This window comes from Levilactobacillus acidifarinae DSM 19394 = JCM 15949 (assembly GCF_001434835.1).
GTDB classification, from domain to species: Bacteria; Bacillota; Bacilli; order Lactobacillales; family Lactobacillaceae; genus Levilactobacillus; species Levilactobacillus acidifarinae.
Map to the genome: position 1 here is coordinate 236549 of NZ_AZDV01000026.1, position 22901 is coordinate 259449.

The following is a 22901-nucleotide window of genomic DNA, read 5'->3' on the forward strand; positions in this document are numbered from 1 at the left end:
ATTTACCGCTAATAGATCCCTTTTAACGTACCTAGGCGCCAGCCTTGTATAGGATACGCAAAATGCAAAAACGATTGCGACTCACAGTGACTACTAAACTTATTTTGATAAAAAAAGGCTCAGCCTGTTGGCTGAGTCTTAGGATTACGAAATAATTGATTCTAAATTCCATGTTAATTTTAAATCCAGGCCATTAGCAACCTGCTGCAAGGTCTTTAACGGGACCTCTTCGCCACGCTCAATTTGGCCGATATCGTTAGCGGAAAGACCAACTTTTTGGGCCAATTGTTGCCGGGATAAGTTGGCTTTTTGTCGTGCTTGATATAACTGGTAACCAACTTCAAATTTAACGTTGGCCTCTTCAAAGAGCTTACGTTCTTGAGGGTCATTTAAACGGTCATTTAAGAAGTCGTCAAATGAAATATTAGCCATGATTGCCTCCTGAAAGATATTCATTGCGTAGTTGCTTTTCGTGCGTGATTTCTTTTTGTGGGGTCCGTTGAGTTTTCTTGGTGAACCCGTGAGTGATGACATACTGTGAACCCGCAACATGAAAATACAGGGCTCGATGGATACTTTTGCCGTTACGTGAGCGAATCTCATAAAGGTTAGTATCCAATTTCTTCACCCATTGTACGCGCTGCGCGTGCATCAAGCCAATATTTTCAACTTTCTGAATCGTCAATAAGAGGTCACGTGTATCGCGGTCGGGCAAGGTTGCTAAAAATTCCGTGAATTCAACGTGTCCATTCATGCGTTGGTAAAATTCAAATTTCGGCTTATCAATCATTGTTATTTAGCCCGCAAAGTATTCTGCCCCGTGGCCATCCATCTCCTTTATCCGATTAGTCTGTTCGCACTCTGGCCACTAGCCGGCACGGCTTATGCTTCAGATGATCGGTTAGGAGATCCCTTAGCCGTCGTGGTTAAACCGGTCCATAAGCCGAGGCCTAAGCCCACGACCAGAACCCCCTGAATCAATTTTTGCATGAAAATCATCCTCCCGGTGAATCTGATTTTAGTCTACACTTTTGCGGGTTTAGGGATTAAAAGGTTGGCCGGTTTATGAAAATCTTTATAGGAAGGTTGGCGTTGCCAGACCGTCAACGTGGGGTTTTGGTCGTCAATTTAGTAGACTAAAAGAAACGGACAACAGGGGGATAATCGACGTTATGGATATCACGTTTAACACCGCGTTTGCGGAACAGCTGCAAGCCGCCGGTCATGCGGTTTTGGCCTTGCCGTTAGCACTGCAAGTCGGCAACCTTGAGCGGTTAACCGACCCGCAGGACGCCTTTTGGACTTGGCAAGGTGGGGAGTCTGCCGGTCAGGGGTTCCAGCGGAGTCAAGATCGGGTGCGGCAACTGAAAAAAGTTATCGCAACGGGTGACACTTTAACCGTCTGGGTCAGCGCCACCGCCGACGACCAACTGGGATACTGGTGGCTGTGTGTGCTGTTGGGGGCGGCCCCGAACCGTCTTACGCAAGTCACCGTGCCGTTAATGGGGCCGGGGCCGACCCCGGGAACCTGGCAAACCTGGGCCCATTTAGGGGAAGTCGTCTTGCCAGTCGAGCGGACTAGCCGCCGAGACATCGCACTAACGGAACGAACCGCGGCCGGCGTGGCGTGGTCGGGAATGGTGCGGGCAGCCAGCGCATTACGGGTGTTGCTCAACGGGAACCTGGTCGCGGTGCCCGTGACGTTTTACGACAATTTGCTGCACGCGCAACAGCGGCCATCCCGTTCAGCCCAGCAGATTGCCGAGGCCACCTGGTTAAGTTTACCGAGTGGCCCCCCAATTTGGTGGTACGAGTGGCGGTTAGCGATGCTGCGTTAATTAGCAGGAGGGATTTGAACGGCAGGGAATTACTAGCAGACACCTGAAACCCCAATCACCACAAACCGGCGGTCCCTTAAAATTACGCAGGGCCGCCGGTCGAGAGAGAGTAGGGTGTTAAAGTTTTAAGCTTCGTGTTGCGGTGTCATGAATGGCGTGCATTGGCCTAACGCGGCCGTGATAATCGCTTGGGCGGTTTCAAAGTCCCGTTTACTGATCACCACCACGTCCGCGTTGGCCTGATGGACCATTACCGGATGATGAGTGACCGTTACTTGCCGGGCCATTTGCGCGAAACTAGCTGGTTTTGCGGTGAGTTTAGTGGTCATCGAATTACCCCCTAAAGTTAGAATATGAAGCTTGGCGAGGTTCAACCTCTATAAGGACAGTTTAACCGGTCGGTCGGCAACTTGCAGGGGGGCTTCGCTAAAGTTTTTCTGAAAAATTCTCAGAGACTAGTGAACTAGGTTGGCGGATAACGGTACTACCGAAACACACGTCAACGTGAGGCCCTGGGCGACCAGCGCCACCCCCTTTCCCTTATTCAACTTAAATCCCCGGTAACGTCGGTTAATGCTGACGTTACCGGGGATTTTGATGCTTAGTCGTTAGGCAGTAAGGTGGCAAGTTGTAACGTAAAGACGGTGCCGTGCGGCTGGTTGTCAGTCACGGTGATGGTGGCGTGGTTTAACTCCACCAACCGTGCGACGATGGCCAGGCCTAAGCCGGTCCCCGGAATCTCTTGGGAGCGGGCCTGATCCACCCGGTAGAAGCGTTCGAAGATGTGGGCCTTTTCGTCGGCGGGCACGCCCATCCCCAGATCGGCCACGCTAAGCGTTGGTCCGGTCGGTTCGTCGGTGACGGTCACGGTGATGGGCGTGGTGGCTGGCGAATACTTACTGGCGTTACTGAGAAGGGCCAAGAGGATCTGGCGCAAACTGTTCACGTTAACGGCAGCCACCGTTGGCTGGGTCGGCAAGACGACGTGAATCGCCTGGGGGATCCCCGGTTGGTTATCGTTGACCGTTTCGGTCACCACGTCCTGTAAGGTCACGTAATCCAGTTTCAGATCGGTGTGGTCCATCCGCGATAACCGTAATAGACTCTCGACCAACGCCTGCATGCGGTGCGATTCGTGGTCGATGGCGTCTAGGGATTTGGGAATGATTTCCGGTTTCTGCTGACCGTGACGCTTGATCAGACTGACGTGACCCTGAATCGAGGTCAGCGGGGTACGTAGCTCGTGGGAGGCGTCCGAAACGAATTGGTGGTCGCGTAAGACTTGTTGGTTCAACGAAGCTAACAGGTCGTTGATTTCGGTGCCTAAGTCGTGCACCTCCACGGGACTTTGCGGTACGGGCAAGGCCTCGTGGTACGAGACGTTTTCGGCGTGGTTGATCTGCTTGGCAGCCTCCGTTAGGTGGGCCAGCGGTTGATTTAGCCGTTTAGCCAGTAAGCGGATGATGTAATAGCTGAGGACGCTACAGAACAGTAACACGAAGACCAGGTCCATCAGAATCAACCGAAAGATGTGCACGACGCTGTTTAGGCTGGTCCAGGTTTCGTAGTAAATGTGTTTGGCTTCTAACCCCGAGCGGTAGTATAGCCCGTAGCCGGCGCGGTACCGCACGGCCGGGAAGACCGGCAGGGTGGTTTCCTGAGCGGCCAAGAATTTTTTGGCGTGGGGGGAATAGAATTGTTCTTGTTTTTTACCGGGCAACTTGGTGTGGACCTTGACGAAGGTGTCGTGGGTGTCGATGGGACTGTTGAGCTTCCACTGACGCCAGTCGGGTGCGTCGTCGATGAAGGAGCGGTTGAGGCTCTTTTCCAGGGTGACGGCGTCCTGCATGCGACTGCGGGTCAAGCGGTAACCGACCACCAGCGAAATGGAGATCCCGGTAATGGCCACAATCAGTAACATGGTCCAGGTAAACGTCCGGGTAATCTGCGCGGCGTTGGACCGCCCGCGAAAGTTAGACATCGGCATCATCTCGCAGACAGTAACCCACCCCGCGGACCGTGTGAATCAACTTCCGGTCGGCGTTAGTGTCGACCTTGTGGCGTAAATAGCGGACGTAGACGTCCACAATGTTGGGTTCACCGTCGAAGTCCACCCCCCACACGGCGTCTAGGAGTTCGTCTCTGGTCAGGGTTTCCTTGGCGTGGCGCATCAAGGTCAAGAGCAGTTCGTATTCCCGTTGGGTCAGTTGAATCAATTGGTGGTTCCGGTGAACCTGCCGGGCCTTGGTGTCGAGTTCTAGGTCGGCAAATTGGTACAGGGCTTGGGGCTGCTGGGCCTGTTGCTCGTGGCGCAAGATCACGCGGACGCGGGCCAGTAGTTCCTCGGTTTCGAAGGGCTTGGTGATGTAGTCGTCGGCCCCGCCGTCGAGCCCGGCGACCTTATCGCCCACGTAGTCTCTGGCGGTCATCATGATCACCGGAATCGTATCGTGTTTACGAATGCGCCGCAGGACCTCCAGCCCGTCCATTTTAGGCAACATCCAGTCGAGGATGATTAAATCCAACCCGTGCTGGTGTTTTTGGTAGAGTTGGTAGGCTTGTTGGCCGTCGTAAGCGGTCAGAACGTCGTAACCTTCAAATTGAAGTTCTTCTTTCACGAAATCGACGACGCTTTTTTCATCGTCGACCAATAAGATTTTAGCCATAAGTAAGACCCTCCCGGGATAGTATAGGCTTAGTATAACGGATTTTAGGGGGAACGGGGACTTAAGGCTTCGTTCGGCGACGAGCTAACCGCCGGAGCCCCCCGTAGGTTAGGAGTCCGACGAAACTTAACCCACTGCCCAGTAGCAGGCCGGGCACGTGGTAGCAAAGCGTCACGGTGTTGGTCCCGGTCGTTAACGGAACGGCCATGAGGTTGTTGACCACGGCTCTGGGGGTGACGGGATGGCCGTTGACGCGAGCCTGCCAACCCGGTTCGTTCGGTAGGGCCACGTAGAGCCACCGGCGCGGCGACGAAGTAGTCAGGCTACCCGTTAACGTCGGGGTACCCAGGTGATAGCGCAGGGTGGGTTGCCACCGGTGGGCCTTTAGGGGGCGCAGGGCGCGGTAAAATTGTGCCGTGTTCAGACTGGCCAGTTGCGGGGCAGTGGCGCGAGGGTGATCGTTACTGACGGTCAGGGTCAACGTGGTCCCTTTTTTAAAGGTCCCCAGGCCCCAGAGGAGTCGGTGACCGTTCGCGTTGACGGTGGGGGCGACCCGCACCCCGTTGACCTGCAAGGTACTGTACTTGGTGGCCCCGGCCGAGTCGTTATAGTAGAGCGGTCCCGTCGTGTTGACCCGGAGGCGGAGGGTGTGCGTGTAGGGGTAGGTGCTGGCGTTCGCGTGGGTGACCGTGTGGGTCGTCAGTGGCGTAGCGGTAACGAAGTACGGCCGAGGCGTTGGGGCCAATGCCTGGAGTAACCGCTCCTGGTTCGTGATCAATTGGGATTGGCTCAACGTCACGTGGGTCAACGCGGTCGGCACGGTAAAGCCTACGCCCAGCGCACTCGAGTTAGTCGTGAGTAAAGGTTGTTGGTGCACGCTAAAGCCGACGTTGCTCCCCACGTTTAGGAATAATTTACTGACGGGGGTCAGACCTTCACCACTGATTCGCCGGGCGTTGTCGCTGAACAGACCCAGAGACTTTAGGGTGATTCGGGTTTGGTTGTTTAGAGTGGAGCTATAGGTACTGAGTCCGGCCACGTTAAAGGTGGTGGGGTCGTTGTAGTGGTTGTCGACCTCCTGATAGGCCGCGGCGAGCAGGGTGCCCTTGAGGTTGACCCGGGAAAGGGGCGCCGTTGAACTTAGGTGGTTCAGGGCGGCTTGTTCGGTTTGGTAGGTCGTCTGGTAGGTCGGTTGGTTACCGAAGGCCGTTCCCGTTAGGCTCAGCCAGAAGTTTCCCGCGAGTTCGGTGGTCACGAGTCCCCCAATCAACCAACGTTGGGCCTGCCGGCGGGTCAAGAAGAGGACTCCCGCGGTCAGTAACTCAAATAACAGGCCAAGCAATAAGTTGCGCCGGGGCATGGCCGTCCCGCCAAACAGCTGGGTGTCGCCGACGTTAACGGCAATGGGGCCGGCCAGGTACCCGCCGATGAGCGCGGCGGCTAGGCCAAGGGATAGCCCCACCTGCCACCGTTTAGCAATGGCTTTAGGACCGGCCTGCCAAGCCCGAAAGGCGAGCAGAATGAACGTGAAACTGACGAAGTAGGCGTCCCGAAACGGAAAACCTTCGGGCTGCTGAAAGAGGTGCCAGATCGTGTCGAGGGTCCGAACGCCCAGACTTAAGAACAGGACGGCTAAAAGTCCAGCGGCGTGCCGTTTGGCCGGTCGGGAGATGGCGGGATGCACGAAATACACCAGGACCAGTAGCGCCACCCAACTGGTGGTGAAAATGGTGGGGGCGTGAAGGAGGCGGTTGGTGTAGTTGCTGGCCCCCACGCCGAGCTGACTGAGAATGCTGAGGTCGTATTGGGGGGCGGGCAAAAAGTTGGTCGTCGAACCGGTGGTCTTGGCGGTTTGCAGCATGGCCAGTCCGGTGGGCAGCAGTAAAAATAACGTGCTGGTCACGCTGAGCAGGCCGGTCACCAGAATCTTCAATAGGCGCGGCCAACGTTGACCGAAATCGACTCGCCAAGGGGTGGTCGGGGCCTTAGTTTCGAGGAGTTGAAATCCCAGGTAACAGCCCGTAAACAAGCACAGCATGTACCCCATGTAAAAGTTGGTCACGATGCCGACCCATAACCAGCCGAAAAAAGCGCCGCTGTGCTTACCCGTGGCTAACAGCCGGTCCAGACCACTGAGAATCAGGGGTAACCAGATCAGCGCGTCCAGCCACATGAGGTCAAAATAATCCAGCGCCACCAACCCGCAAAGACTAAACGTGACGCCGAATAAAGCGGTCGCCCAGCGCGTGGTCTGAAAGTGGCGTTGCAGGTAAATCGTCATGGTGCCCGCAATGGCGGTGATCTTGGCCATGAGAATCACAGTCACACTGGTCGGAATCTGGGCGGCCGGTAACAGTAGGGTTATCAAATTGAACGGACTCATTAAGTAGTACGCCCAGGTGGCGACGGCATTGCTGCCTAAAGATTGCGTCAACGTGTAGAGGTGTAGGCCGTGGGTTAACGCTTGCCGGTAGGCCGTGAATAGGGGGATGTACTGAGTGCCCATATCACTGATCAAAAAGTTGCGCGGGCCAAACGGGGTGATCTGATGGCCGGCTAAAACGCCGATCACCACGAATAAGGCGATCCCCATGGCGCCAAGTGGTGCGCGCCAGAAGTGTCGCGAGGTCATACTAGATGTCAAATTAGCTCGTCTCCCTAAATAAAGGACGGGCCCCTATGAAAGCGACGCGTCCCGTCTTGTTTTAACGTCATTATAGGAAGTCGCTTGGCGGGCAGCCAGTAAGAAAAAAGAAAAGATTTTTGAGATTTTCTCAGAGACTCTTTAGTTGACCGCCCTAGTCCAAAAATTAGTTGCCCGGTATACTCAAGGCATTCAAGTTAAAGGGGGGCGTTAGTTATGCGATTACCACGACTAACCATTGTTGTCCCGTGCTATAACGAGGCATTGGGATTGCCGCAAACGGCGAAGGTCTTATTGGCTAGCCTAGCCCAATTACGGCAGCAGCAACAAATCAGTGTGCATAGCCAGCTGATCTTGGTGGATGACGGGAGTCACGACCAGACCTGGGCCGTGATTCGGCGTTTAGAGGCGCAAAACGACAACGTCTTTGGGGTGCGTTTTAGTCGTAACTTTGGTCATCAAAATGCGTTATTGGCGGGGATGCAGGCGGCCGATTCGCTGTCCGACATCGTGCTGACCCTCGACGCGGATTTACAAGACGACCCACGCTTGATTCCCGCGATGGTGGCCTGCTACCGGGCGGGCAACGACGTGGTCTTAGGCGTTCGCGATGACCGGCAGACGGACCGATGGGCCAAACGGTGGTCGGCCGAACGTTTTTACGGGTTACTCACCAAACTAGGGGTGCCCATTGTCCCGAACCATGCCGACTATCGCCTGTTGAGTCACCGGGCGCTCCAGGCACTCCTACAGTACCATGAACGCAACCTCTTCTTGCGCGGCATCGTCCCGCAGCTCGGTTTTCCCACGACCCGGGTCTATTATCACCGGCAACCGCGGGTGGCGGGCCACTCAAAATACACGTTGAAAAAGATGTTGGCGCTCGCCCAAACCGGGGTGTTGAGTTTCTCTAACGCGCCGCTCCGGTGGATCTTGGGGACGGGCGTGGGGTTAAGCGTCGTGAGCGCTGTGAGTCTAGCGGTCATCTTAGGCCATGATTGGTGGCAGGGGGCCCTCAGTTGGAATCCGCTGTTCAGTGGTTTAGGCGTTTTGAGTGGCCTGCAACTCTTGGGAATTGGTCTGGTGGGGGCCTACGTGGGTCAGGTGCTCACGGAAGTCCAGCACCGGCCGCGCTATGTGGTGGCACAAAACGACGTGCCCAATCACCGAACGGTCGCGGTGCCCGCGACGCGGGTGTTGCAGCCGTCGCAAAAGGGGCAGCCATTCTGAGAAATTGTCAGAAGTTCTTCAGCAAAGCCCCCCAGAACGACGCAGTGAGATTGAGTATGCTGGGGTCAAAGAGGAGGAGAAGGCCACATGACAATCATTGCAGCGAGTTTGTTGAATTTAAACACCCTGGTCCCGCAATTACTGGGACAATACGGTGCCTGGCTCTACGCGGGCCTGTTTTTACTGATCTTTATCGAAACCGGGTTGGTGGTGTTTCCGTTTTTACCCGGGGATTCCATTCTGTTTTTATGCGGGTCGCTAGCGGCCGGCAGTGGTAATCTACACCTGGGTGTTTTACTGGTGACCCTCACCATTGCGGCCGTTCTGGGTGACTTCGTTAATTTTGAGATTGGGAAACGCTTTGGACATTACATGGTGACCCATGACCGGTTTAAGCGGTGGCTCAAGCCGCAACACCTGGACCGGGCAAGTGCCTTCTTTGCCAAATACGGGGGTCTCGCCATTTTCCTCGGCCGCTTTATCCCCATTATTCGCACCCTGGTGCCGTTCACGGCGGGAATGGGGCGGATGCCGTATTTGAGCTTTGCTCGGTACAACGTGATGGGCGGGGTGACCTGGATGGCCGTGGTCTTGGGTGCCGGGTACCTCTTTGGTAACATTCCGGTGGTCCAACAAAACTTTGAATTGATCATGGTGGCCATCGTGCTGATTTCGCTCTTACCGGTGGGCCTCGCGATGCTGAAGCGCCGGGGAACGGTGAAGTAAACCTGAACGGTGGCCGGTGCGTTTACTGGTGACTGAGGAAACAATCCAATATATGATAAAGCGAGTTTGGGATATAAGTCCCTAAATTCCAGTAATTAAAAATTGGTCCTAGAAATCGTTTGGTGATTTCTAAGACCAATTTTTTCGTTACTCATTTGCTTTACCGGTATTCAGACTAAGGGGCCGGGGGAGCCTCAGACATCCGGCGTCGTTTGATTAGATAATCGCTGGAGATAATTTAACGGGCCCTCCGCCATAATTTGGGTCATCACGGTGGCAATTTCGGTCGTTGAAATCTTTTCGGGATTAAATAACCAATATTTTAACATCTGGAGGGACATGGCGGTGATGGAAACCCGGATGAGTTCGTAATTCACACCGGTGGCGGTAATGACCTGGGCGTAGCGCTGATCAAAGCCCACTTCCAGTTGATTTTCAAACTGGTGATCGCCGTTGGGTCCCAGTAGGGCGTGGAACTCCTTGAAATTTTCTTGGAAGTACTGCAAGCCGGATTCTAATGATGTTTGAATGAAATGCTGGTCCGTCGTGGTTAACGGGGTGACCCGTTGCCGTTGGTGCTCAATCTTCTTGAGCAGTTGGCCTTCAATCGTTTGCAAGAGGTCGTACTTGTCATCGTAATAGCGGTAAAAAGTACTACGGGCGCAATGCACCACGCCGATGATATCGTTGACGCTAATCTGCTCGAATGGTTTTTGTTCGATTAGCGTTAATAAGGCGGTTTGAATCTGTTGATTCGTATAGTCCGTTTTATGGAAGTAGTTCACGATAATCCCGTCCTTTTAGGGGCAATTATAGCAGATTAGGGAGCAAAAATCGGTTGATTTAGGTCGGTGTGTTCGATTTCGAACATTATAGCTTAAACCGGCCTAGCCATTAGTCGCGCAAACTGATAAAACTAAACCCATCACTTAAGAGAGAAGGACTTTTATGACACACACGCGGCCCGTGGACGTCCACGGTAACGGCTATAATCGTTGGTTATTATTTATTTTAATGCTTCTCGCCACCTTAGCGGGTTCCCTGATGCAATCAACCCTGGGAACGGCATTGCCGACACTGATGAAGAAGTTTGAGATTGATCTAAATACGGCTCAACAGGCCACCACTTGGTTTTTATTGGCATTAGCCATCATGGTGCCGGTCTCGGCTTATTTGGTGAAGCGATTTCCGACTAAGCATCTGACTTTGGTGACCTATTGCCTGCTACTCGGTGGAATTTGCCTCACGGCGTTTACCCCCGAAAAACATGCGATGTGGACCATGTTCGTCATCGGCCGAGTGATTGCGGCCGCAGCCGTGGGGATTTTGATGCCACTGTTGCAGATCACGATTTTAAACATTTTCTCAGCGAATGAACGGAGCCTTGCGATGGGGTTGATGGGGCTTGTGGTGGGAATGTCGCCCGCCATCGGTCCGACGTTAACGGGGTGGATTCTAGATCAATCCCATCATTTTATGGGGCTGACCTTAGCGGCCTCCTGGCAGACCATCTTTTATATTCCGATGGTGGTGTTGATCATCGTGCTAGTGCTAACTCCGTTTATCATGCGCGACGTTATTCCCACCGAAGCGACCATTCACCTGGACAGTCTGTCACTGATCTTATCTAGCTTCGGGTTCGGCCTGTTTCTCCTCGGGTTTACCAACGTCTCAACGGACGGATGGGGCGACTTATGGTCGGTGGATGCGCCAATTGTTACTGGCTTGCTGATTATTGGGTTGTTTACTTGGCGTCAATTGACGATTCCCCATCCTTTCTTGGATTTACGGGTTTTTAAATCGTGGAACTTTACCATCACCACGATCACTACCATTATGGCCATGATGGCCATGATGGGTGTTGAAATGATGTTACCGACTTACCTGCAAAACGTGCATGGTATGACGGCACTCGATTCCGGCCTGACCTTACTACCAGGAGCCCTGTTCGTGGGCATCCTGTCGCCGATTGCCGGACTTCTGTACGCCAAGGCGGGGATTAAACGGCTGGCAATCGCGGCGTTTGTGGTGCTAATTGCCGGCACGATTCCCTTTGCGTTTCTGACGACCTCAACGCCCGCCATCGTGATTACTTTGATGTATACGGTTCGCATGATTGGGGTGGCGTTGGCGCTGATGCCGTTAACGACGGCGGCGATGGATGCCTTACCCCAAGCTCAAACCACTGATGGCACGGCGGTAAACAATACGGCCCGTCAGTTAGCGTCCTCCGTGGGCGTGGCCGTTTTAACCTCGGTCACGCAAAACGTGATTAATACGAATAAACCCCACCATCAACTGAGTACGGTGGATCCCCTGAAGTACGCCGCTAAGAGTTTAGACGCGTCGATGCAGGGGTTCCAGGTAGCGTTTAGTGTCGGCCTAGCCTTTGCTGTGATTGGGCTAGTGGTGGCGCTGTTCTTTAAACGAGCTAAGAAAGTGGGGGCTAATTCATGATTATTTATGCGATCTTTAGTCTAATTGTCGCGGTGACGTTAGCGTGGACGTTAATTAAGCAGAAAGTCGTCCGTGCCGTATTGGGCCTTGCGACCACCGTGGCCTTGATTGGTGCCACCACGATCTTAACGCTGAACTTTACGACCCATTACGGGATGCACCAGGTCACTACGGTGACGACCCAACGAATCTATTCCGCCACCGGCAAGCGATCGGCGGCCGGGGTCGTAATCGCCAAGCCATTGGGAACACAATCCGATAACTACGTCTTGGTTTATAGCGATCACGCCGCGGGGAAGGCCACGCCCCACTTTGTGCCGAACCGTCAGTCGGTGACGACCATGGTTAAGAAACGGGCGACCTATCAAGCAAGCGCAGCGACGCAGGCAACGGTGCAAACGACGACGGTTCGGTGGCAATGGCGAAACGCGACGGCCAAACGTTGGCTAAACGTGGGGGACCAAGCGGGTGAGTTGGTTCGCCAGAAGCGACTCGTCAAGGTTCCACGGAAAACGTGGGTTGTCTTATCTCCAGACCAGATGAAGACGTTGAAAAAGGCTTTGCAGACGGAGGCGAAGGCGACCACGACCGCCAGCGCTGCTCAACAGGCGGCGATACAGTCAATGTCTCAAGAACAACGAGCAAAGTTAGCGGTTAAACAGATTAAACAAGTGTTGAAATAAATCAATAACGCTTAGAAAGGCAGGGAGGCGCTGAAGATGGATCGGGTAATCTAAACAAGGTTGTCTGGTTAAATCGCCCAAAGCCCAATCAAGTAATGGGGTCAATCGTAACCAACCAGGACGTTCATTTTAGTTGACAAAGCGGCAAATACCATTAAAATTAAGCTATTCAATTACTTGATTGATTATTTGCCGGCAATTGAGTTAAGGGGGAATTTTAATGGCAATGGATCAAGCGGCAACGACCTACAAAACGAGCTTATACGCGGAACTGGCCAAGATTGGCAAAAGTCTGTCTAGTGATCGACGCTTGGAATTGTTAGATCTGCTATCGCAGAGTCCCAAAACGGTCGAATCACTGGCCCAGCAAGCCGAGATGAGTGTGGCTAACACTTCCCGGCACCTCCAAACGCTACGCGAAGCGAACCTGGTGAGTCGGGAAAAACGGGGTAATTATGTGGTTTATGAATTGGCGTCCGCGCAGGTCGAACACCTTTTTTATCTGTTACGAGACGTGGGCGAGACGCAATTACTTGCAATGAAACAAATTCAACGCAACTTTGATGCGAGTGAACAGGTTCAGACCCTAGACCTCCCGGCTGCCACCAAACTGTTAAACCGTGACGACGTGCAATTGTTGGACGTTCGCCCGACCGAGGAATACGCGGCGGGGCACATCCCCGGGGCGCTTAACGTACCGATTGAGGAACTCGCCGACCGGTTGGATGAGTTAGCACCCACCAAAGATATTATTGTCTACTGTCGGGGCCACCTCTGTGCCTTTACGAATCAAGCGACGCGGTTATTAAACGAGCACGGCCGCCACGCTTATAGCCTAAACGAAAGCTACTACGATTGGCGGCAATTTAACCAACAACCGTCTTAAAACACAGTGATCCCGCTGCACCAGCGTTGGTACGGCGGGATTTTTTTGTCGGGCAGGAACTTTAAAATTGACAATTCAGGAGAGTATGCTAATATCTAACTATTCAATTGATTAGTTGAATAGATAAAACTAATTAATTTGACCAGTTGACCGGCAACCGGTCATCGGCAGAAACGATCATCCGAGGGGGTTACGAAATGGAAATTGAGTATTGGTCAGACATTGCCTGTCCGTTTTGTTACATTGGGTCAACGCGCATGAAACGAGCGTTGCGCGAACTGGGTTTAGCGGCGACGACGCTCTTAAAATTAAAGGCCTTTCAGTTAGATCCCATGTTACCAACGACTACGCAGCAAACGATGGTGGAAAATTTTGCCCACGGTCACGGAATGACCACGGCACAGGCCGAACAGCAGATACAGCAGATTTCTCAGATGGGGGCTAGCGACGGGCTGAACGTGGATTTACAACACGCCATCCCCACCAATACGTTGGACGCTCACCGGTTGATCAAGTTAGCGGCCACCTTTAATAACGCTAAGCTGGTTGAGCGGGTGATTGACGCCCTATACCAAGTCTACTTTAGCCAACATCTGTCCATCGCGGATCTGGACGTGCTACGGGCCACTGCAATCCAAGCGGGCTTACCCGCCGACCAGGTCCAAGCGACGTTAGAAACCAATCGGTTTGCACAAGCGGTGCGCGATGACGAGCACGAAGCGCATCAGTTAGGGATTCAAGGAGCACCATTTTTTGTGATTAATCATCATTATGGTCTCTCGGGGGCCCAGCCCTATGCGACGATGGTGGCGGCTTTAAAACAAATTCAGGACAAGGCGGTGGCGAAATGACCCAAATGACTGAGCACCAGGTTCCAGAACTTGAAACGTTAGGCGCAGCTAGTGCCGGTCCCTCGTGTGGTCCGGCGGGCTGTGATCTGGCCTCGCACCAACAAACTACGACAAACCACTAATTGTTAGGTAATGGCATGCTCGTTACCGGAAAAGGAGTTCAGATGGAAAAGTTCGATGATATCATCATTGGGAGCGGCCCGGCCGCGTTTATGTTTAGCCAGGGGATGCAGGGTAGTCAACGTAAAATTGCCATGATTGATCAAGGAAACTTCGGGGGCGTTTGCCCGAATGTCGGTTGCGAGCCCAAAATTTTCTTAGAAGGTGCGGTGGCGACCGTGTTAACCTCGCGTCGATTACAGGGTAAGGGGCTGGCGACACCAGCCACGCTGGATTGGCCAACGTTAATGGCCCGCAAAAAGGTGTTATTTGGGGCGTACCCGGATAAGGCCATTAAGAATTATCAAGCTAGCGGGATTACGACCATTCAGGGAACGGCAAAGTTTATCGACCAACATACCGTGGCCGTTGACGGACGGCGGTTACAGGCGGAGCACATCGTCATTGCCACCGGCCAAGTCCCCAACAAACTTCCCATTACGGGAAGCGATTTAACGATTAGCAGCAACGAAGTCTTTAACCTGGATCAGTTGCCACAACGGGTAACCTTCATCGGCGGGGGCTTTGTGAGCATGGAACTAGCGGTAATCTTAAATGCCGCCGGAGCACAGGTGGACGTCATCGAATACGCCGAGCGGCCGTTGACAGCGTTTAATGCGCCCGACGTGCAAATTGTGGTAAAAGAAATGACCCAGCAAGGGATTCGGTTTCACTTTAACCAGCAAGTAGATCAGGTGCAGCGCACAGGAGCGCAATATCAGGTAACGACGAAGCAAGGCCTCACCGTCACGACCGACCTAGTCGTGGATGCGAGTGGCCGGGTACCCAACGTGGCGCAGCTTAATCTGGAACAGGTAGGCGTCCAGGTTGATCGCGGTGGAATTTTGGTGGATCAGCACCTGCAAACGACCGTAGCGGGCATCTATGCGGCGGGTGACGTGGTCAGCAAGGCGCCCCAAGTGGCGCCGAAGTTAACGTCAACGGCTCAATTTGAAGGGGAATATCTAAGTCAGTACCTGCAAAAGACCACCACGGCAGCAATTCAGTATCCGGTGATTGCGACGGCGGCCTTTACCTACCCACAAGTGGCTCAGGCGGGGATGTCAATTGCGACGGCCCGCCAAGATCCGGCCTATCAAGTCGTGGAATATCCGCATTTGGCCGGAGATGATTTCTTCTACGCCGGGACGGCCGATGAAAACGCGCAACTCACGTTGGTCTTTGACCAAACTCAGCAGTTAGTTGGAATTTCCGAAGTGAGTCAAAGCGCCGCGGACGATGTGGATAATTTTGTCCATCTGATCGGGCTCAAGCTCCGGCGGGCAGATTTTGACCAGCGTTATTTACCGATCTTCCCGGCGAGTGCCTACAAGTTACGGGGTATGATTCAATAATTTAAGTTAAGGAGTGCTTTCTGATGATTAAAGCTTATTTACAAATTACGATGACGATTGATGAAGCTAACCGCCAAGCGGCGGCGGACGTTTATACGCGGTACAAGCAACCGTTCCTACAGACGATTGCGGGCGCGTTGAGTAAGGACCTGTTAGTTCGGGATGACGATGTTCAGGTCTTGCACGGGTTTGATAGCCTGGCGCATGCTCAGGCCTACCTGCAGAGTGACCTGTTTGCGAACCACGTATTCAAGGGGTTACAACCCTTGTGGACCCAAGACCCGGAAGTGAAGATTTACCAAGTGGCCTAATGGGGCACCACCCAACGGTATTGGTGCCCGGACCAAGCGGATTTAATGGCGTAGTAGTATAGAACAAAACGACTCATCTCATTTAGCCCGGTGGCTAGTGGGGTGAGTCGTTTTATTTATCCGCAGAAATTTTCCTGTTCTGTCCCGCCGGCAATGGTGATCTTGCAGCCGGCTGCCGATAATCGCTACGAGGGGGCAATCCCAAGTCACTAGAGTCACCGGACGAGAGTAGGCAACTAGGGCTTATTGACGATTTGAGTAATTAATTGTCCCATCTGTTTAGGCGATTCCGGATGCGCTTGCTCAAACCACGTTACTAAAACTCGCGTAAGTCCGCCCGCAACGTAGACCTGCCAATAGGGATTATGGACTTTAGGAAATGGCAGGGTGTCAACTTTAATCAATTCAGCTAAATCATTTTGAAAAATTGTCTGAATTAAGTTTGCCCGGTCATTTTTGAGGAAAATAGCTAATTCGGGTAAGTCAGGCTCTAGAACTTGAAGAAACGTTTCAATAAATATTGCCGAATTCTTGATACGGCGATGATCAATAAGTCGCACAAAGCGTCTGAAATCGTCGTTGATGTGCTGGGCAATAATCTCATCTAGGGTGTTAAAGTGCCGGTAAAAGTACATCCGGGAAACGCCGGCCTGCTGACAGAGGACTGAGATTGAAATGTCATGAAAAGGTTTCTTTTGCGAAAGGCTGGCGAGCGCTTTAAAGAGCAGTGTGTTTTTGTCGGACTTTTCCATTGAGCAGGCTCCTTGTGACAATAATTGGGGAAGTTGTCACGCTTATTTTAATCATTTGGTCTCGATCCATATACTAAGCCTTAACTAAAAAAGGAGTGATTACGTTGAACTTTCTAGAGAACGCCCCATTAATTAGCGGCTTGGCTTGGACAATTGCATATATCGGATTAGCTTATCGTGGATTCAAGGATAAGACGCCGGGGATGCCACTAGGGGCACTAGTGTTAAATTTTGCCTGGGAAGTGATTTTCTCACTAATTTATCCGCCGAAAAGCATACTTGCCTTGGTCGTGATTAATACGGTTTGGATGATTCTTGACGTCCTGATTGTTATCACGATGCTCAAATATGGTCCCCAAGTGTATCAAAAGGGGTTTGGCATTAACCGAGTTATCTTTTACGTGATGTTTTTCTTGGGTATCTTGGCTTCGTTTGGCATCATGCTGTTAGGAGCAAAGTATTTCATAGGACTACCTCAGGTTGCCCATAATACCTTTAGTGTTGGTAAATTGATCGCAATTGTTCAAAATATGGTGATGAGTATTTTGTTTCTCGTGCAATTCTATCAGAGAAAAAATGAAGGTAATCCAATCAAGGGGCAATCCTTTACCATTGCCTGCGCCAAATGGATTGGTACACCGTTGACGGTCGGCATTGTCACGGTGGTCAGCGACCCAACCGGCTTCATGGCCATTATCTATGCCCTGACGTTTATTTGTGACACGTGGTATCTGGTGGCGATTTATCGTGAGTTACAATCCAAAGGCCTCAACCCGTGGAAGCGATTGTAGAAGTAGGGTGGTAAGCAGTGTCATTTTAATCTTAAACGGCACCCCCCTAATGCTGAGGTTGGGAGGCGCCGTTTTTTATGGTTATATGGGATACGTATTTTTAACTAAAAGCGCTAGACAACTTGAATAGGCCTTATTTGTAACTGGAATCGGTTGTCAGGCTAAGATCGAAGCCCTTCTTAATGGCCTGTGGGAAGTCTTGGTTAACGTTTCGAGGAAACGCATCTAGCTGAGAATTTAGCTGAACCTGAACGTAATGATTGACCCAGCGGTTGGCCATGGTATAGCGCATTTGGGCTTGATTCAGCTCACGCAGCAGGCGTTCTTGATGGGCCGACATGATGGCCATGCGTTGCGGAATCGTCGACTTACCTAACTTGGATAATTGAACGTATTTGCGGATACAGTGGATGGGCATCTTCATCTCGCGAAGCGTGGTGACCATCCGAATCCACAGGACATCTTCCTGGCTAAAGATGCGGTGATTATTGGCGTCTCGTTGAACGTCGGGTAGTAACTTCATACTATCGTAGTAGCGAATGGTTGACGTGGAGAGGTTCATTGTCTTAGCGACTTCTTTAATTGAAAGCATCTGCTCTAGCCCATTTCTAATAAATTTTGACTTTATTATACGGGAGTTGAAAATGAAATGAAAACTTTTTTCAACAAAGTTCTTGCCTTGAAGTGAACTCCATAGTTTAACATGACCCTTGTTCAAGACAGCAGAAAGGCGTGACAATGATGAAAAAATGGTCTTTAGGAATTTTAGCGGTTGTGGTTATTGGCGGACTGGGTTATGGTTTCTGGTCACAACAAGCGGCAAGTCAGGCACGTACAACGACAACTGGTCATTCAGCTATTCGGTCAACCAGCCATTTAACCAAGAAAGCGTTAATCGTTTATTACTCAAATTCAGGAACCACCGCAACGGCGGCGAAGCAGATTCAACAAAAAACGGGTGCCAACATGGTGAAATTGCGGGTATCGCCTAATTATCCCAGTGATTACGATCAATTGACCGTGGTAGCGAAACGGCAGATTGACCGCAACATCCATCCCAAGATTTTAAACAAGTTGAACGTTAAGAAGTACCAAACGATTTTTCTGGGCTTTCCGACGTGGTATCATCGGCCACCGATGTTCATCAATAGTTTTTTTGAAACTTACCGACTGAAGGGAAAGACGATTGTACCCTTTACCACCAGCATGAGTTCCCCGATGGCCACGAACCGGCCGTACCTGAAGAAAATGAGTGCGCACAAGGGATTGACGTTACAAAACGGCTTCCGGGCTAATGACGAGCAAAGCATCACCAACTATTTAAAACAACATCACCTGACCAAATAAATAACGGTCATCAAGACTTATCGTTTGGGTTCAAGTCGACTTTAAGACGTATCATGAGACCGTTATCAAAGTTTGTCAACTAAACTTAGCAACGTAAAGGAGAAATAAAAACATGACGATGAAATTAGAACCAGCTGACATTAAGCAACTCCCAAAGGTTAACGATAATCCGTGGGGGTTAGTCTACCAAGACGCTATTACGGAGAATAAACCTGGTGAAGTCAACATTCATCCCATCAATTACGTATTAAACGGATTAAAGATTGCAGCCAACGTTTACACGCCCGCCAATTACGATCCGAAAAAGACCTATCCAGCCTTAACGGTGGCACATCCCAATGGTGGAGTGAAGGAGCAGGTGGCTGGTTTGTTCGCCCAGAAGCTTGCCGAAAACGGCTACATCGCGATTACCGCCGATGCCTCATATCAGGGTGGGTCGGAAGGCCAACCCCGGATGGTGGATAACCCAGCTTACCGGGTAGAAGATATTCATGGGATGGCCGATGCCTTATCCCTCTTCCCGGGGGTCGATTACGATCGGATGGGGGCCTTCGGAATCTGTGGCGGTGGTGGTTACACGTTGCGTGCTGGCCAAACTGACAAGCGCTTTAAGGTTGTGGCAACCCTATCGGCCTTTAACTCTGGGTTAGTTCGGCGGAATGGTTTTATGGATTCCGAAGTCAACACGATTCAAGAACGGTTGCAAGCCGCTTCGGATGCCCGGGAAAAGGAAGTTCGGGGTGAAGAGGTTGAATACACCCCTGACTTAAAGCAAATGGCCCCGGAAGATGCCGCTAAATTACCTTACGCACTCTACCGGGACGGGTATACGTACTACGCTCAGACGCACGCCCACCCGAAATCTTCCTTTGTCTACACCCGGAGTAGTTTCTTGAACCTGATGACGTTTGACGCTTCCGAAAACATGGATCTGATTAACGTGCCACTGCTCATGATGGCAGGAAAGACGGCTGATACGTTCTACTTGACCGAAAAAGCTTACGCCAACGCAACGGGAACTAACGACCGGGAATTATTCTTGATTGAAGGTGCCCAACACATTGAAACGTATTGGAAGCCAGAATACGTGAAGCAAGAAGTCGCCAAGTTGCTTGATTGGCTCAGTACGCGTCTTTAGTCCTGAATAAATGTTAGGGAGGAATTACGAAAATTAATTCAGGGGGCCGGTGGGTAACCGAGCTCCTTTTTTATCAATATTATTTTAAAAAATTAGATTTAACACTTGCACTGAAGTGAACTTCAAGGTTTATAGTTTCGTTATTGATTAAAGCAAAAAGGAGTCGATTAGACTGAATATGAGATCATCTAAAGGATGTGGCGCAGCTTCCGATGGCCAAAATACTAATTTAGTCGTTGGAATGCTGAAATGATTAGTCATGGAGTGAAACCTGTAGTTGTCTCAAAACATTTACTATAAACTCCTGGAGCCTTACGGCTAAGCGATTATTATTAAGTGTCGGGTAAGAATGTGGCATATGTCGGCGTTTCTAGTTCGCAGCAAAGTATTGCAGATGTTATTTTACAAATTATCGCTGAGTCATCGAGATATAGTCGCACAAGCATTGGTATGGCTGATTCTAGAACCCAAGAGGAGAATCAACCGATTTATTAAAAGGCGGATTATACTGAAAACTATTACTAGCGATAGATGCTCATTTGGAGATCGTTGTTTATCAGGAACACCTGAAAGGACGGGTATTTATGAATAAAAGAACATTAGGTAGTGCAAGTCCACTGACTGTCGATGCCATTGGTCTGGGGTGTATGGGTATGAGCTTTGCCTATGGTGAACCGAAAAGCGAAGCGGATATGATTCGGTTGTTACAACAAGCTGTAGAGTTAGGCGAAACAACGTTTGACACAGCCGAGGTCTACGGGCCTTTTACGAACGAACGGTTATTAGGCAAAGCTCTCAAGACCTATCATGACCAAGTTACTATTGCGACTAAGGGTGGGATCAAGATTGTTGACGGTAAGCAGGTAGTAGATGGTGAGCCACATGACCTAGTAGCATCGGTTGAAGGGTCACTAGACCGGTTGCAGGTTGATGCTATCGATATGTATTACCTACATCGAGTTGATCCAAATGTGCCGATTGAAGAAGTCGTGGAAACGATGGGCCAATTAATTAAAGCTGGGAAAATTAGACACTGGGGACTATCAGAAGCTGGTGTTCAAACGATTCGTAAGGCCAATGCGATTCAGCCGCTAACAGCCGTTGAAAGTGAATATTCGCTATGGACTCGCGAACCTGAAAGAGAGTTGATTCCTACTCTAGAGGAACTGGGTATCGGCTTGGTACCTTTTAGCCCATTAGGAAAAGGATTTTTAACTGGAAAGATTGATGCCAATACGACTTTTGACAAAAACGATGGTCGTAACAAGTTACCTCGTTTTCAAAAGGATGCTATGGAAGCAAATATGGCCTTGGTACACCTATTGCAGCAGGTTGCTGAAAGTAAGCAGGCAACACCTGCACAAGTTGCGTTGGCCTGGTTATTGGCGCAACAGCCGTGGATTGTTCCCATTCCTGGTACTACTAAATTATCAAGATTACAAGAAAATATGGGTGCTGAAAAAATAGTGTTCAGCCCAGCAGAAATGAAAAATATCACTGTGGCTGCTGATCAAGTGCAGATTATGGGTAATCGCTATACACCGGAACTTGCTAAACGAGCGGGCTTATAAACTAAAAGAGATGAGGACAAAAATCATGGAAACTGTAACATTAAATAATGGCACGAAAATGCCCTTGGTTGGGTTTGGTGTCTTTGAAATTAAAAAAAGTGAATGTAAACAGGTAGTTCTAAATGCACTCAAAGCCGGTTACAGATTGATTGACACGGCACAAGCTTATGATAATGAAGAAGAAGTCGGAATGGCTTTACAAGAAACAGATGTGCCTAGAGAAGATATATTTCTTACTACTAAGGTTTGGGTAACAGAACATAGCTACAATAAAGCAAGAGCCTCTATCTTAGAGTCTATGAAAAAACTAAAAACTAACTATTTGGATCTGGTATTAATCCATCAACCACTCGGTGACTACTATTCTGCTTATCATGCTATGGAGGATTTATATAAAGAAGGAAAAATAAAAGCCATTGGAATTTCAAACTTTTCCGCCGAGAGAATGGCTGATATAACAGCGTTTAATGAGATTAAGCCGGTTATTAATCAGGTGGAAACACATCTATTCTTTCAACAAAACTTTTTACATCAATGGATGAATAAGATAGGGATTCAACACGAGGCTTGGGGGCCATTGTCTCAACGTAGAATCGTGGAAATAATGAAAAATCATGATGTAAAAGAAATTGCAGACAAGCATCATAAAACCCCTGTTCAGATTGCACTTCGTTTTAATATTCAGCGAGGTATAGTCGTTATTCCTAAGAGCATGAAGCTGGAAAGAATGAAAGAAAATATTGATATTTTTGACTTTGCACTCACAGAGGAAGAAATGAATACTATTCGTAAACTGGATGAAAATAAATCTATGTGGGCAGGATATGATAATCCGGAAATCGTACAAATGGCTATGTCATAGTGATTTAACCGTATAATTTAAATGGAAAATATTTCTTACAAAAAAGCATCACCTAGAAGTGCCAATCGAGGCTTTATTCTTTAAATCGTTGATAAGCACTAAAGAAACAATAATAAATAGGAATAAGAGGGTCAGTATGAACATTAATGGTGTCAGTAAAGAATTTAACGTTTCTAAAGATACTTTACGTTACTGGGAACGAATAGGTCTATTACCCGAGATTAAGCGTAATGCTAGTGGCTATCGGGACTACTCAGAGCGAGATCTTAATTGGGTTTATTATATTCAGGTTTTACGAAATGGCGGTATGTCAATTGAATCATTGATTGAGTTCGTGAAATTATATCGTGAGGGTAATGCTTCGAATGACGTCCGAAAAAGTCTCTTAGTAGACCAACGTGATGCTATGCTGGAACAAGTTGCCCAACTTCAAAAGACCGTAAATTATCTCCAGTTTAAAATCGATCACTTCGAAGATCATACTTTGAACTATGAAAAAGAAAAATTAGCATTAGATGACAAGTAGTGTCTTTAGCGCATTTCTATGTCTGGTTATTCTGTGGTTCTTTCACTTAACTTAGGGCGGCTGAATCCGATTTTCGCTAGTTAGTGGCGAAAAACCAGTGATTGTTAT

General features: G+C 50.1%; 25 protein-coding genes. 16 read left to right on the top strand and 9 right to left on the bottom strand.

Annotation, left to right across the window (positions count from 1 at the left end):
- Positions 1-144 precede the first annotated feature (144 nt).
- Positions 145-432 (bottom strand): helix-turn-helix domain-containing protein, encoded by a 288-nt coding sequence (locus tag FD25_RS08795; protein WP_057803368.1) that lies wholly within the window; start codon positions 430-432, stop codon positions 145-147.
- On the bottom strand, positions 425-787 hold the full coding sequence (locus FD25_RS08800; protein WP_057804296.1) for a type II toxin-antitoxin system RelE/ParE family toxin: 363 nt from the start codon (positions 785-787) through the stop codon (positions 425-427). Before FD25_RS08800 ends, FD25_RS08795 begins: the two co-directional genes overlap by 8 nt.
- 385 nt (positions 788-1172) lie before the next feature.
- Here FD25_RS08800 and FD25_RS08805 point away from each other — a divergent pair, with 385 nt between their 5' ends.
- Complete coding sequence (locus tag FD25_RS08805; protein WP_057803370.1) at positions 1173-1838, top strand: DUF1835 domain-containing protein; 666 nt, start codon at positions 1173-1175, stop codon at positions 1836-1838.
- 125 nt (positions 1839-1963) lie between these two features.
- Here FD25_RS08805 and FD25_RS08810 read toward each other — a convergent pair whose 3' ends face one another.
- From FD25_RS08810 to FD25_RS08825, 4 genes are all read right to left on the bottom strand, one after another.
- Positions 1964-2167, bottom strand: a complete 204-nt coding sequence (locus FD25_RS08810; RefSeq protein ID WP_057803373.1) for a hypothetical protein — start codon at positions 2165-2167, stop codon at positions 1964-1966.
- Positions 2168-2439: 272 nt separating this feature from the next.
- A complete protein-coding gene (locus tag FD25_RS08815) occupies positions 2440-3819 on the bottom strand; it encodes a sensor histidine kinase (RefSeq protein WP_057803375.1) in 1380 nt (459 codons plus the stop codon).
- Complete coding sequence (locus FD25_RS08820) at positions 3812-4504, bottom strand: response regulator transcription factor (RefSeq protein ID WP_057803377.1); 693 nt, start codon at positions 4502-4504, stop codon at positions 3812-3814. Before FD25_RS08820 ends, FD25_RS08815 begins: the two co-directional genes overlap by 8 nt.
- Positions 4505-4565: 61 nt before the next feature.
- Complete coding sequence (locus tag FD25_RS08825; RefSeq protein WP_146999875.1) at positions 4566-7148, bottom strand: YfhO family protein; 2583 nt, start codon at positions 7146-7148, stop codon at positions 4566-4568.
- A gap of 216 nt (positions 7149-7364) precedes the next feature.
- Here FD25_RS08825 and FD25_RS08830 point away from each other — a divergent pair, with 216 nt between their 5' ends.
- Positions 7365-8378 (top strand): glycosyltransferase family 2 protein, encoded by a 1014-nt coding sequence (locus tag FD25_RS08830; RefSeq protein WP_057803381.1) that lies wholly within the window; start codon positions 7365-7367, stop codon positions 8376-8378.
- Positions 8379-8465: 87 nt separating this feature from the next.
- The gene (locus FD25_RS08835) at positions 8466-9104 is read left to right on the top strand and encodes a VTT domain-containing protein (protein WP_057803383.1); all 639 of its coding nucleotides are present in this window, start codon (positions 8466-8468) and stop codon (positions 9102-9104) included.
- Positions 9105-9298: 194 nt separating this feature from the next.
- Here the strand turns inward: FD25_RS08835 and FD25_RS08840 are convergent, their stop codons facing one another.
- Positions 9299-9889 (bottom strand): TetR/AcrR family transcriptional regulator, encoded by a 591-nt coding sequence (locus FD25_RS08840; protein WP_057803384.1) that lies wholly within the window; start codon positions 9887-9889, stop codon positions 9299-9301.
- Between the two features lie 163 nt (positions 9890-10052).
- Here FD25_RS08840 and FD25_RS08845 point away from each other — a divergent pair, with 163 nt between their 5' ends.
- From FD25_RS08845 to FD25_RS08870, 7 genes are all read left to right on the top strand, one after another.
- Entirely contained in the window at positions 10053-11561 is a 1509-nt protein-coding gene (locus FD25_RS08845; protein ID WP_057803386.1) for a DHA2 family efflux MFS transporter permease subunit, read from the top strand.
- Complete coding sequence (locus FD25_RS08850; protein WP_057803388.1) at positions 11558-12244, top strand: DUF4811 domain-containing protein; 687 nt, start codon at positions 11558-11560, stop codon at positions 12242-12244. The genes FD25_RS08845 and FD25_RS08850 overlap by 4 nt, the downstream gene beginning before the upstream one ends.
- A 220-nt stretch (positions 12245-12464) precedes the next feature.
- On the top strand, positions 12465-13130 hold the full coding sequence (locus FD25_RS08855; protein WP_307725063.1) for an ArsR/SmtB family transcription factor: 666 nt from the start codon (positions 12465-12467) through the stop codon (positions 13128-13130).
- A 197-nt stretch (positions 13131-13327) separates the two neighbouring features.
- Positions 13328-13981, top strand: a complete 654-nt coding sequence (locus FD25_RS08860) for a DsbA family oxidoreductase (protein WP_057803390.1) — start codon at positions 13328-13330, stop codon at positions 13979-13981.
- Positions 13978-14103, top strand: a complete 126-nt coding sequence (locus FD25_RS14410; protein ID WP_263862319.1) for a hypothetical protein — start codon at positions 13978-13980, stop codon at positions 14101-14103. Before FD25_RS08860 ends, FD25_RS14410 begins: the two co-directional genes overlap by 4 nt.
- 42 nt (positions 14104-14145) lie before the next feature.
- Positions 14146-15495, top strand: a complete 1350-nt coding sequence (locus FD25_RS08865; protein ID WP_057803392.1) for a dihydrolipoyl dehydrogenase family protein — start codon at positions 14146-14148, stop codon at positions 15493-15495.
- Between the two features lie 20 nt (positions 15496-15515).
- Positions 15516-15806, top strand: a complete 291-nt coding sequence (locus FD25_RS08870) for a hypothetical protein (RefSeq protein ID WP_057803394.1) — start codon at positions 15516-15518, stop codon at positions 15804-15806.
- 236 nt (positions 15807-16042) lie between these two features.
- Here the strand turns inward: FD25_RS08870 and FD25_RS08875 are convergent, their stop codons facing one another.
- Positions 16043-16558 carry a TetR/AcrR family transcriptional regulator gene (locus FD25_RS08875; protein ID WP_057803396.1) on the bottom strand — a complete coding sequence of 172 codons (516 nt, stop codon included), beginning with the start codon at positions 16556-16558 and terminating at the stop codon, positions 16043-16045.
- Positions 16559-16662: 104 nt separating this feature from the next.
- On the opposite strand from FD25_RS08875, the gene FD25_RS08880 reads away from it, so the two are divergent.
- The gene (locus tag FD25_RS08880) at positions 16663-17349 is read left to right on the top strand and encodes a transmembrane-type terpene cyclase (protein WP_057803399.1); all 687 of its coding nucleotides are present in this window, start codon (positions 16663-16665) and stop codon (positions 17347-17349) included.
- Between the two features lie 133 nt (positions 17350-17482).
- On the opposite strand, the gene FD25_RS08885 is transcribed toward FD25_RS08880, so the two are convergent.
- Positions 17483-17941: a MerR family transcriptional regulator gene (locus tag FD25_RS08885; RefSeq protein WP_083484126.1), complete on the bottom strand. Its 459-nt coding sequence runs from the start codon at positions 17939-17941 to the stop codon at positions 17483-17485.
- Positions 17942-18090: 149 nt separating this feature from the next.
- On the opposite strand from FD25_RS08885, the gene FD25_RS08890 reads away from it, so the two are divergent.
- From FD25_RS08890 to FD25_RS08910, 5 genes are all read left to right on the top strand, one after another.
- Positions 18091-18696, top strand: coding sequence for a flavodoxin (locus FD25_RS08890; protein ID WP_162256270.1), 606 nt, complete (start codon positions 18091-18093; stop codon positions 18694-18696).
- A gap of 112 nt (positions 18697-18808) precedes the next feature.
- Positions 18809-19834: an alpha/beta hydrolase gene (locus FD25_RS08895; protein WP_057803405.1), complete on the top strand. Its 1026-nt coding sequence runs from the start codon at positions 18809-18811 to the stop codon at positions 19832-19834.
- A gap of 584 nt (positions 19835-20418) precedes the next feature.
- On the top strand, positions 20419-21405 hold the full coding sequence (locus tag FD25_RS08900; protein WP_057803408.1) for an aldo/keto reductase: 987 nt from the start codon (positions 20419-20421) through the stop codon (positions 21403-21405).
- 25 nt (positions 21406-21430) lie between these two features.
- On the top strand, positions 21431-22267 hold the full coding sequence (locus FD25_RS08905; protein ID WP_057803410.1) for an aldo/keto reductase: 837 nt from the start codon (positions 21431-21433) through the stop codon (positions 22265-22267).
- A 136-nt stretch (positions 22268-22403) separates the two neighbouring features.
- Positions 22404-22793 carry a MerR family transcriptional regulator gene (locus FD25_RS08910; RefSeq protein WP_057803411.1) on the top strand — a complete coding sequence of 130 codons (390 nt, stop codon included), beginning with the start codon at positions 22404-22406 and terminating at the stop codon, positions 22791-22793.
- The last annotated feature ends 108 nt before the right edge of the window (positions 22794-22901 follow it).

Bases quoted from the DNA above. Each gene is read 5' to 3' on its own strand.
- FD25_RS08795 (WP_057803368.1), bottom strand. From the start codon at position 432: ATGGCTAATATTTCATTTGACGACTTCTTAAATGACCGTTTAAATGAC.
- FD25_RS08805 (WP_057803370.1), top strand. From the start codon at position 1,173: ATGGATATCACGTTTAACACCGCGTTTGCGGAACAGCTGCAAGCCGCC.
- FD25_RS08810 (WP_057803373.1), bottom strand. From the start codon at position 2,167: ATGACCACTAAACTCACCGCAAAACCAGCTAGTTTCGCGCAAATGGCC.
- FD25_RS08815 (WP_057803375.1), bottom strand. From the start codon at position 3,819: ATGTCTAACTTTCGCGGGCGGTCCAACGCCGCGCAGATTACCCGGACG.
- FD25_RS08820 (WP_057803377.1), bottom strand. From the start codon at position 4,504: ATGGCTAAAATCTTATTGGTCGACGATGAAAAAAGCGTCGTCGATTTC.
- FD25_RS08830 (WP_057803381.1), top strand. From the start codon at position 7,365: ATGCGATTACCACGACTAACCATTGTTGTCCCGTGCTATAACGAGGCA.
- FD25_RS08835 (WP_057803383.1), top strand. From the start codon at position 8,466: ATGACAATCATTGCAGCGAGTTTGTTGAATTTAAACACCCTGGTCCCG.
- FD25_RS08845 (WP_057803386.1), top strand. From the start codon at position 10,053: ATGACACACACGCGGCCCGTGGACGTCCACGGTAACGGCTATAATCGT.
- FD25_RS08850 (WP_057803388.1), top strand. From the start codon at position 11,558: ATGATTATTTATGCGATCTTTAGTCTAATTGTCGCGGTGACGTTAGCG.
- FD25_RS08855 (WP_307725063.1), top strand. From the start codon at position 12,465: ATGGCAATGGATCAAGCGGCAACGACCTACAAAACGAGCTTATACGCG.
- FD25_RS08860 (WP_057803390.1), top strand. From the start codon at position 13,328: ATGGAAATTGAGTATTGGTCAGACATTGCCTGTCCGTTTTGTTACATT.
- FD25_RS14410 (WP_263862319.1), top strand. From the start codon at position 13,978: ATGACCCAAATGACTGAGCACCAGGTTCCAGAACTTGAAACGTTAGGC.
- FD25_RS08865 (WP_057803392.1), top strand. From the start codon at position 14,146: ATGGAAAAGTTCGATGATATCATCATTGGGAGCGGCCCGGCCGCGTTT.
- FD25_RS08875 (WP_057803396.1), bottom strand. From the start codon at position 16,558: ATGGAAAAGTCCGACAAAAACACACTGCTCTTTAAAGCGCTCGCCAGC.
- FD25_RS08885 (WP_083484126.1), bottom strand. From the start codon at position 17,941: ATGCTTTCAATTAAAGAAGTCGCTAAGACAATGAACCTCTCCACGTCA.
- FD25_RS08890 (WP_162256270.1), top strand. From the start codon at position 18,091: ATGAAAAAATGGTCTTTAGGAATTTTAGCGGTTGTGGTTATTGGCGGA.
- FD25_RS08895 (WP_057803405.1), top strand. From the start codon at position 18,809: ATGACGATGAAATTAGAACCAGCTGACATTAAGCAACTCCCAAAGGTT.
- FD25_RS08900 (WP_057803408.1), top strand. From the start codon at position 20,419: ATGAATAAAAGAACATTAGGTAGTGCAAGTCCACTGACTGTCGATGCC.
- FD25_RS08905 (WP_057803410.1), top strand. From the start codon at position 21,431: ATGGAAACTGTAACATTAAATAATGGCACGAAAATGCCCTTGGTTGGG.
- FD25_RS08910 (WP_057803411.1), top strand. From the start codon at position 22,404: ATGAACATTAATGGTGTCAGTAAAGAATTTAACGTTTCTAAAGATACT.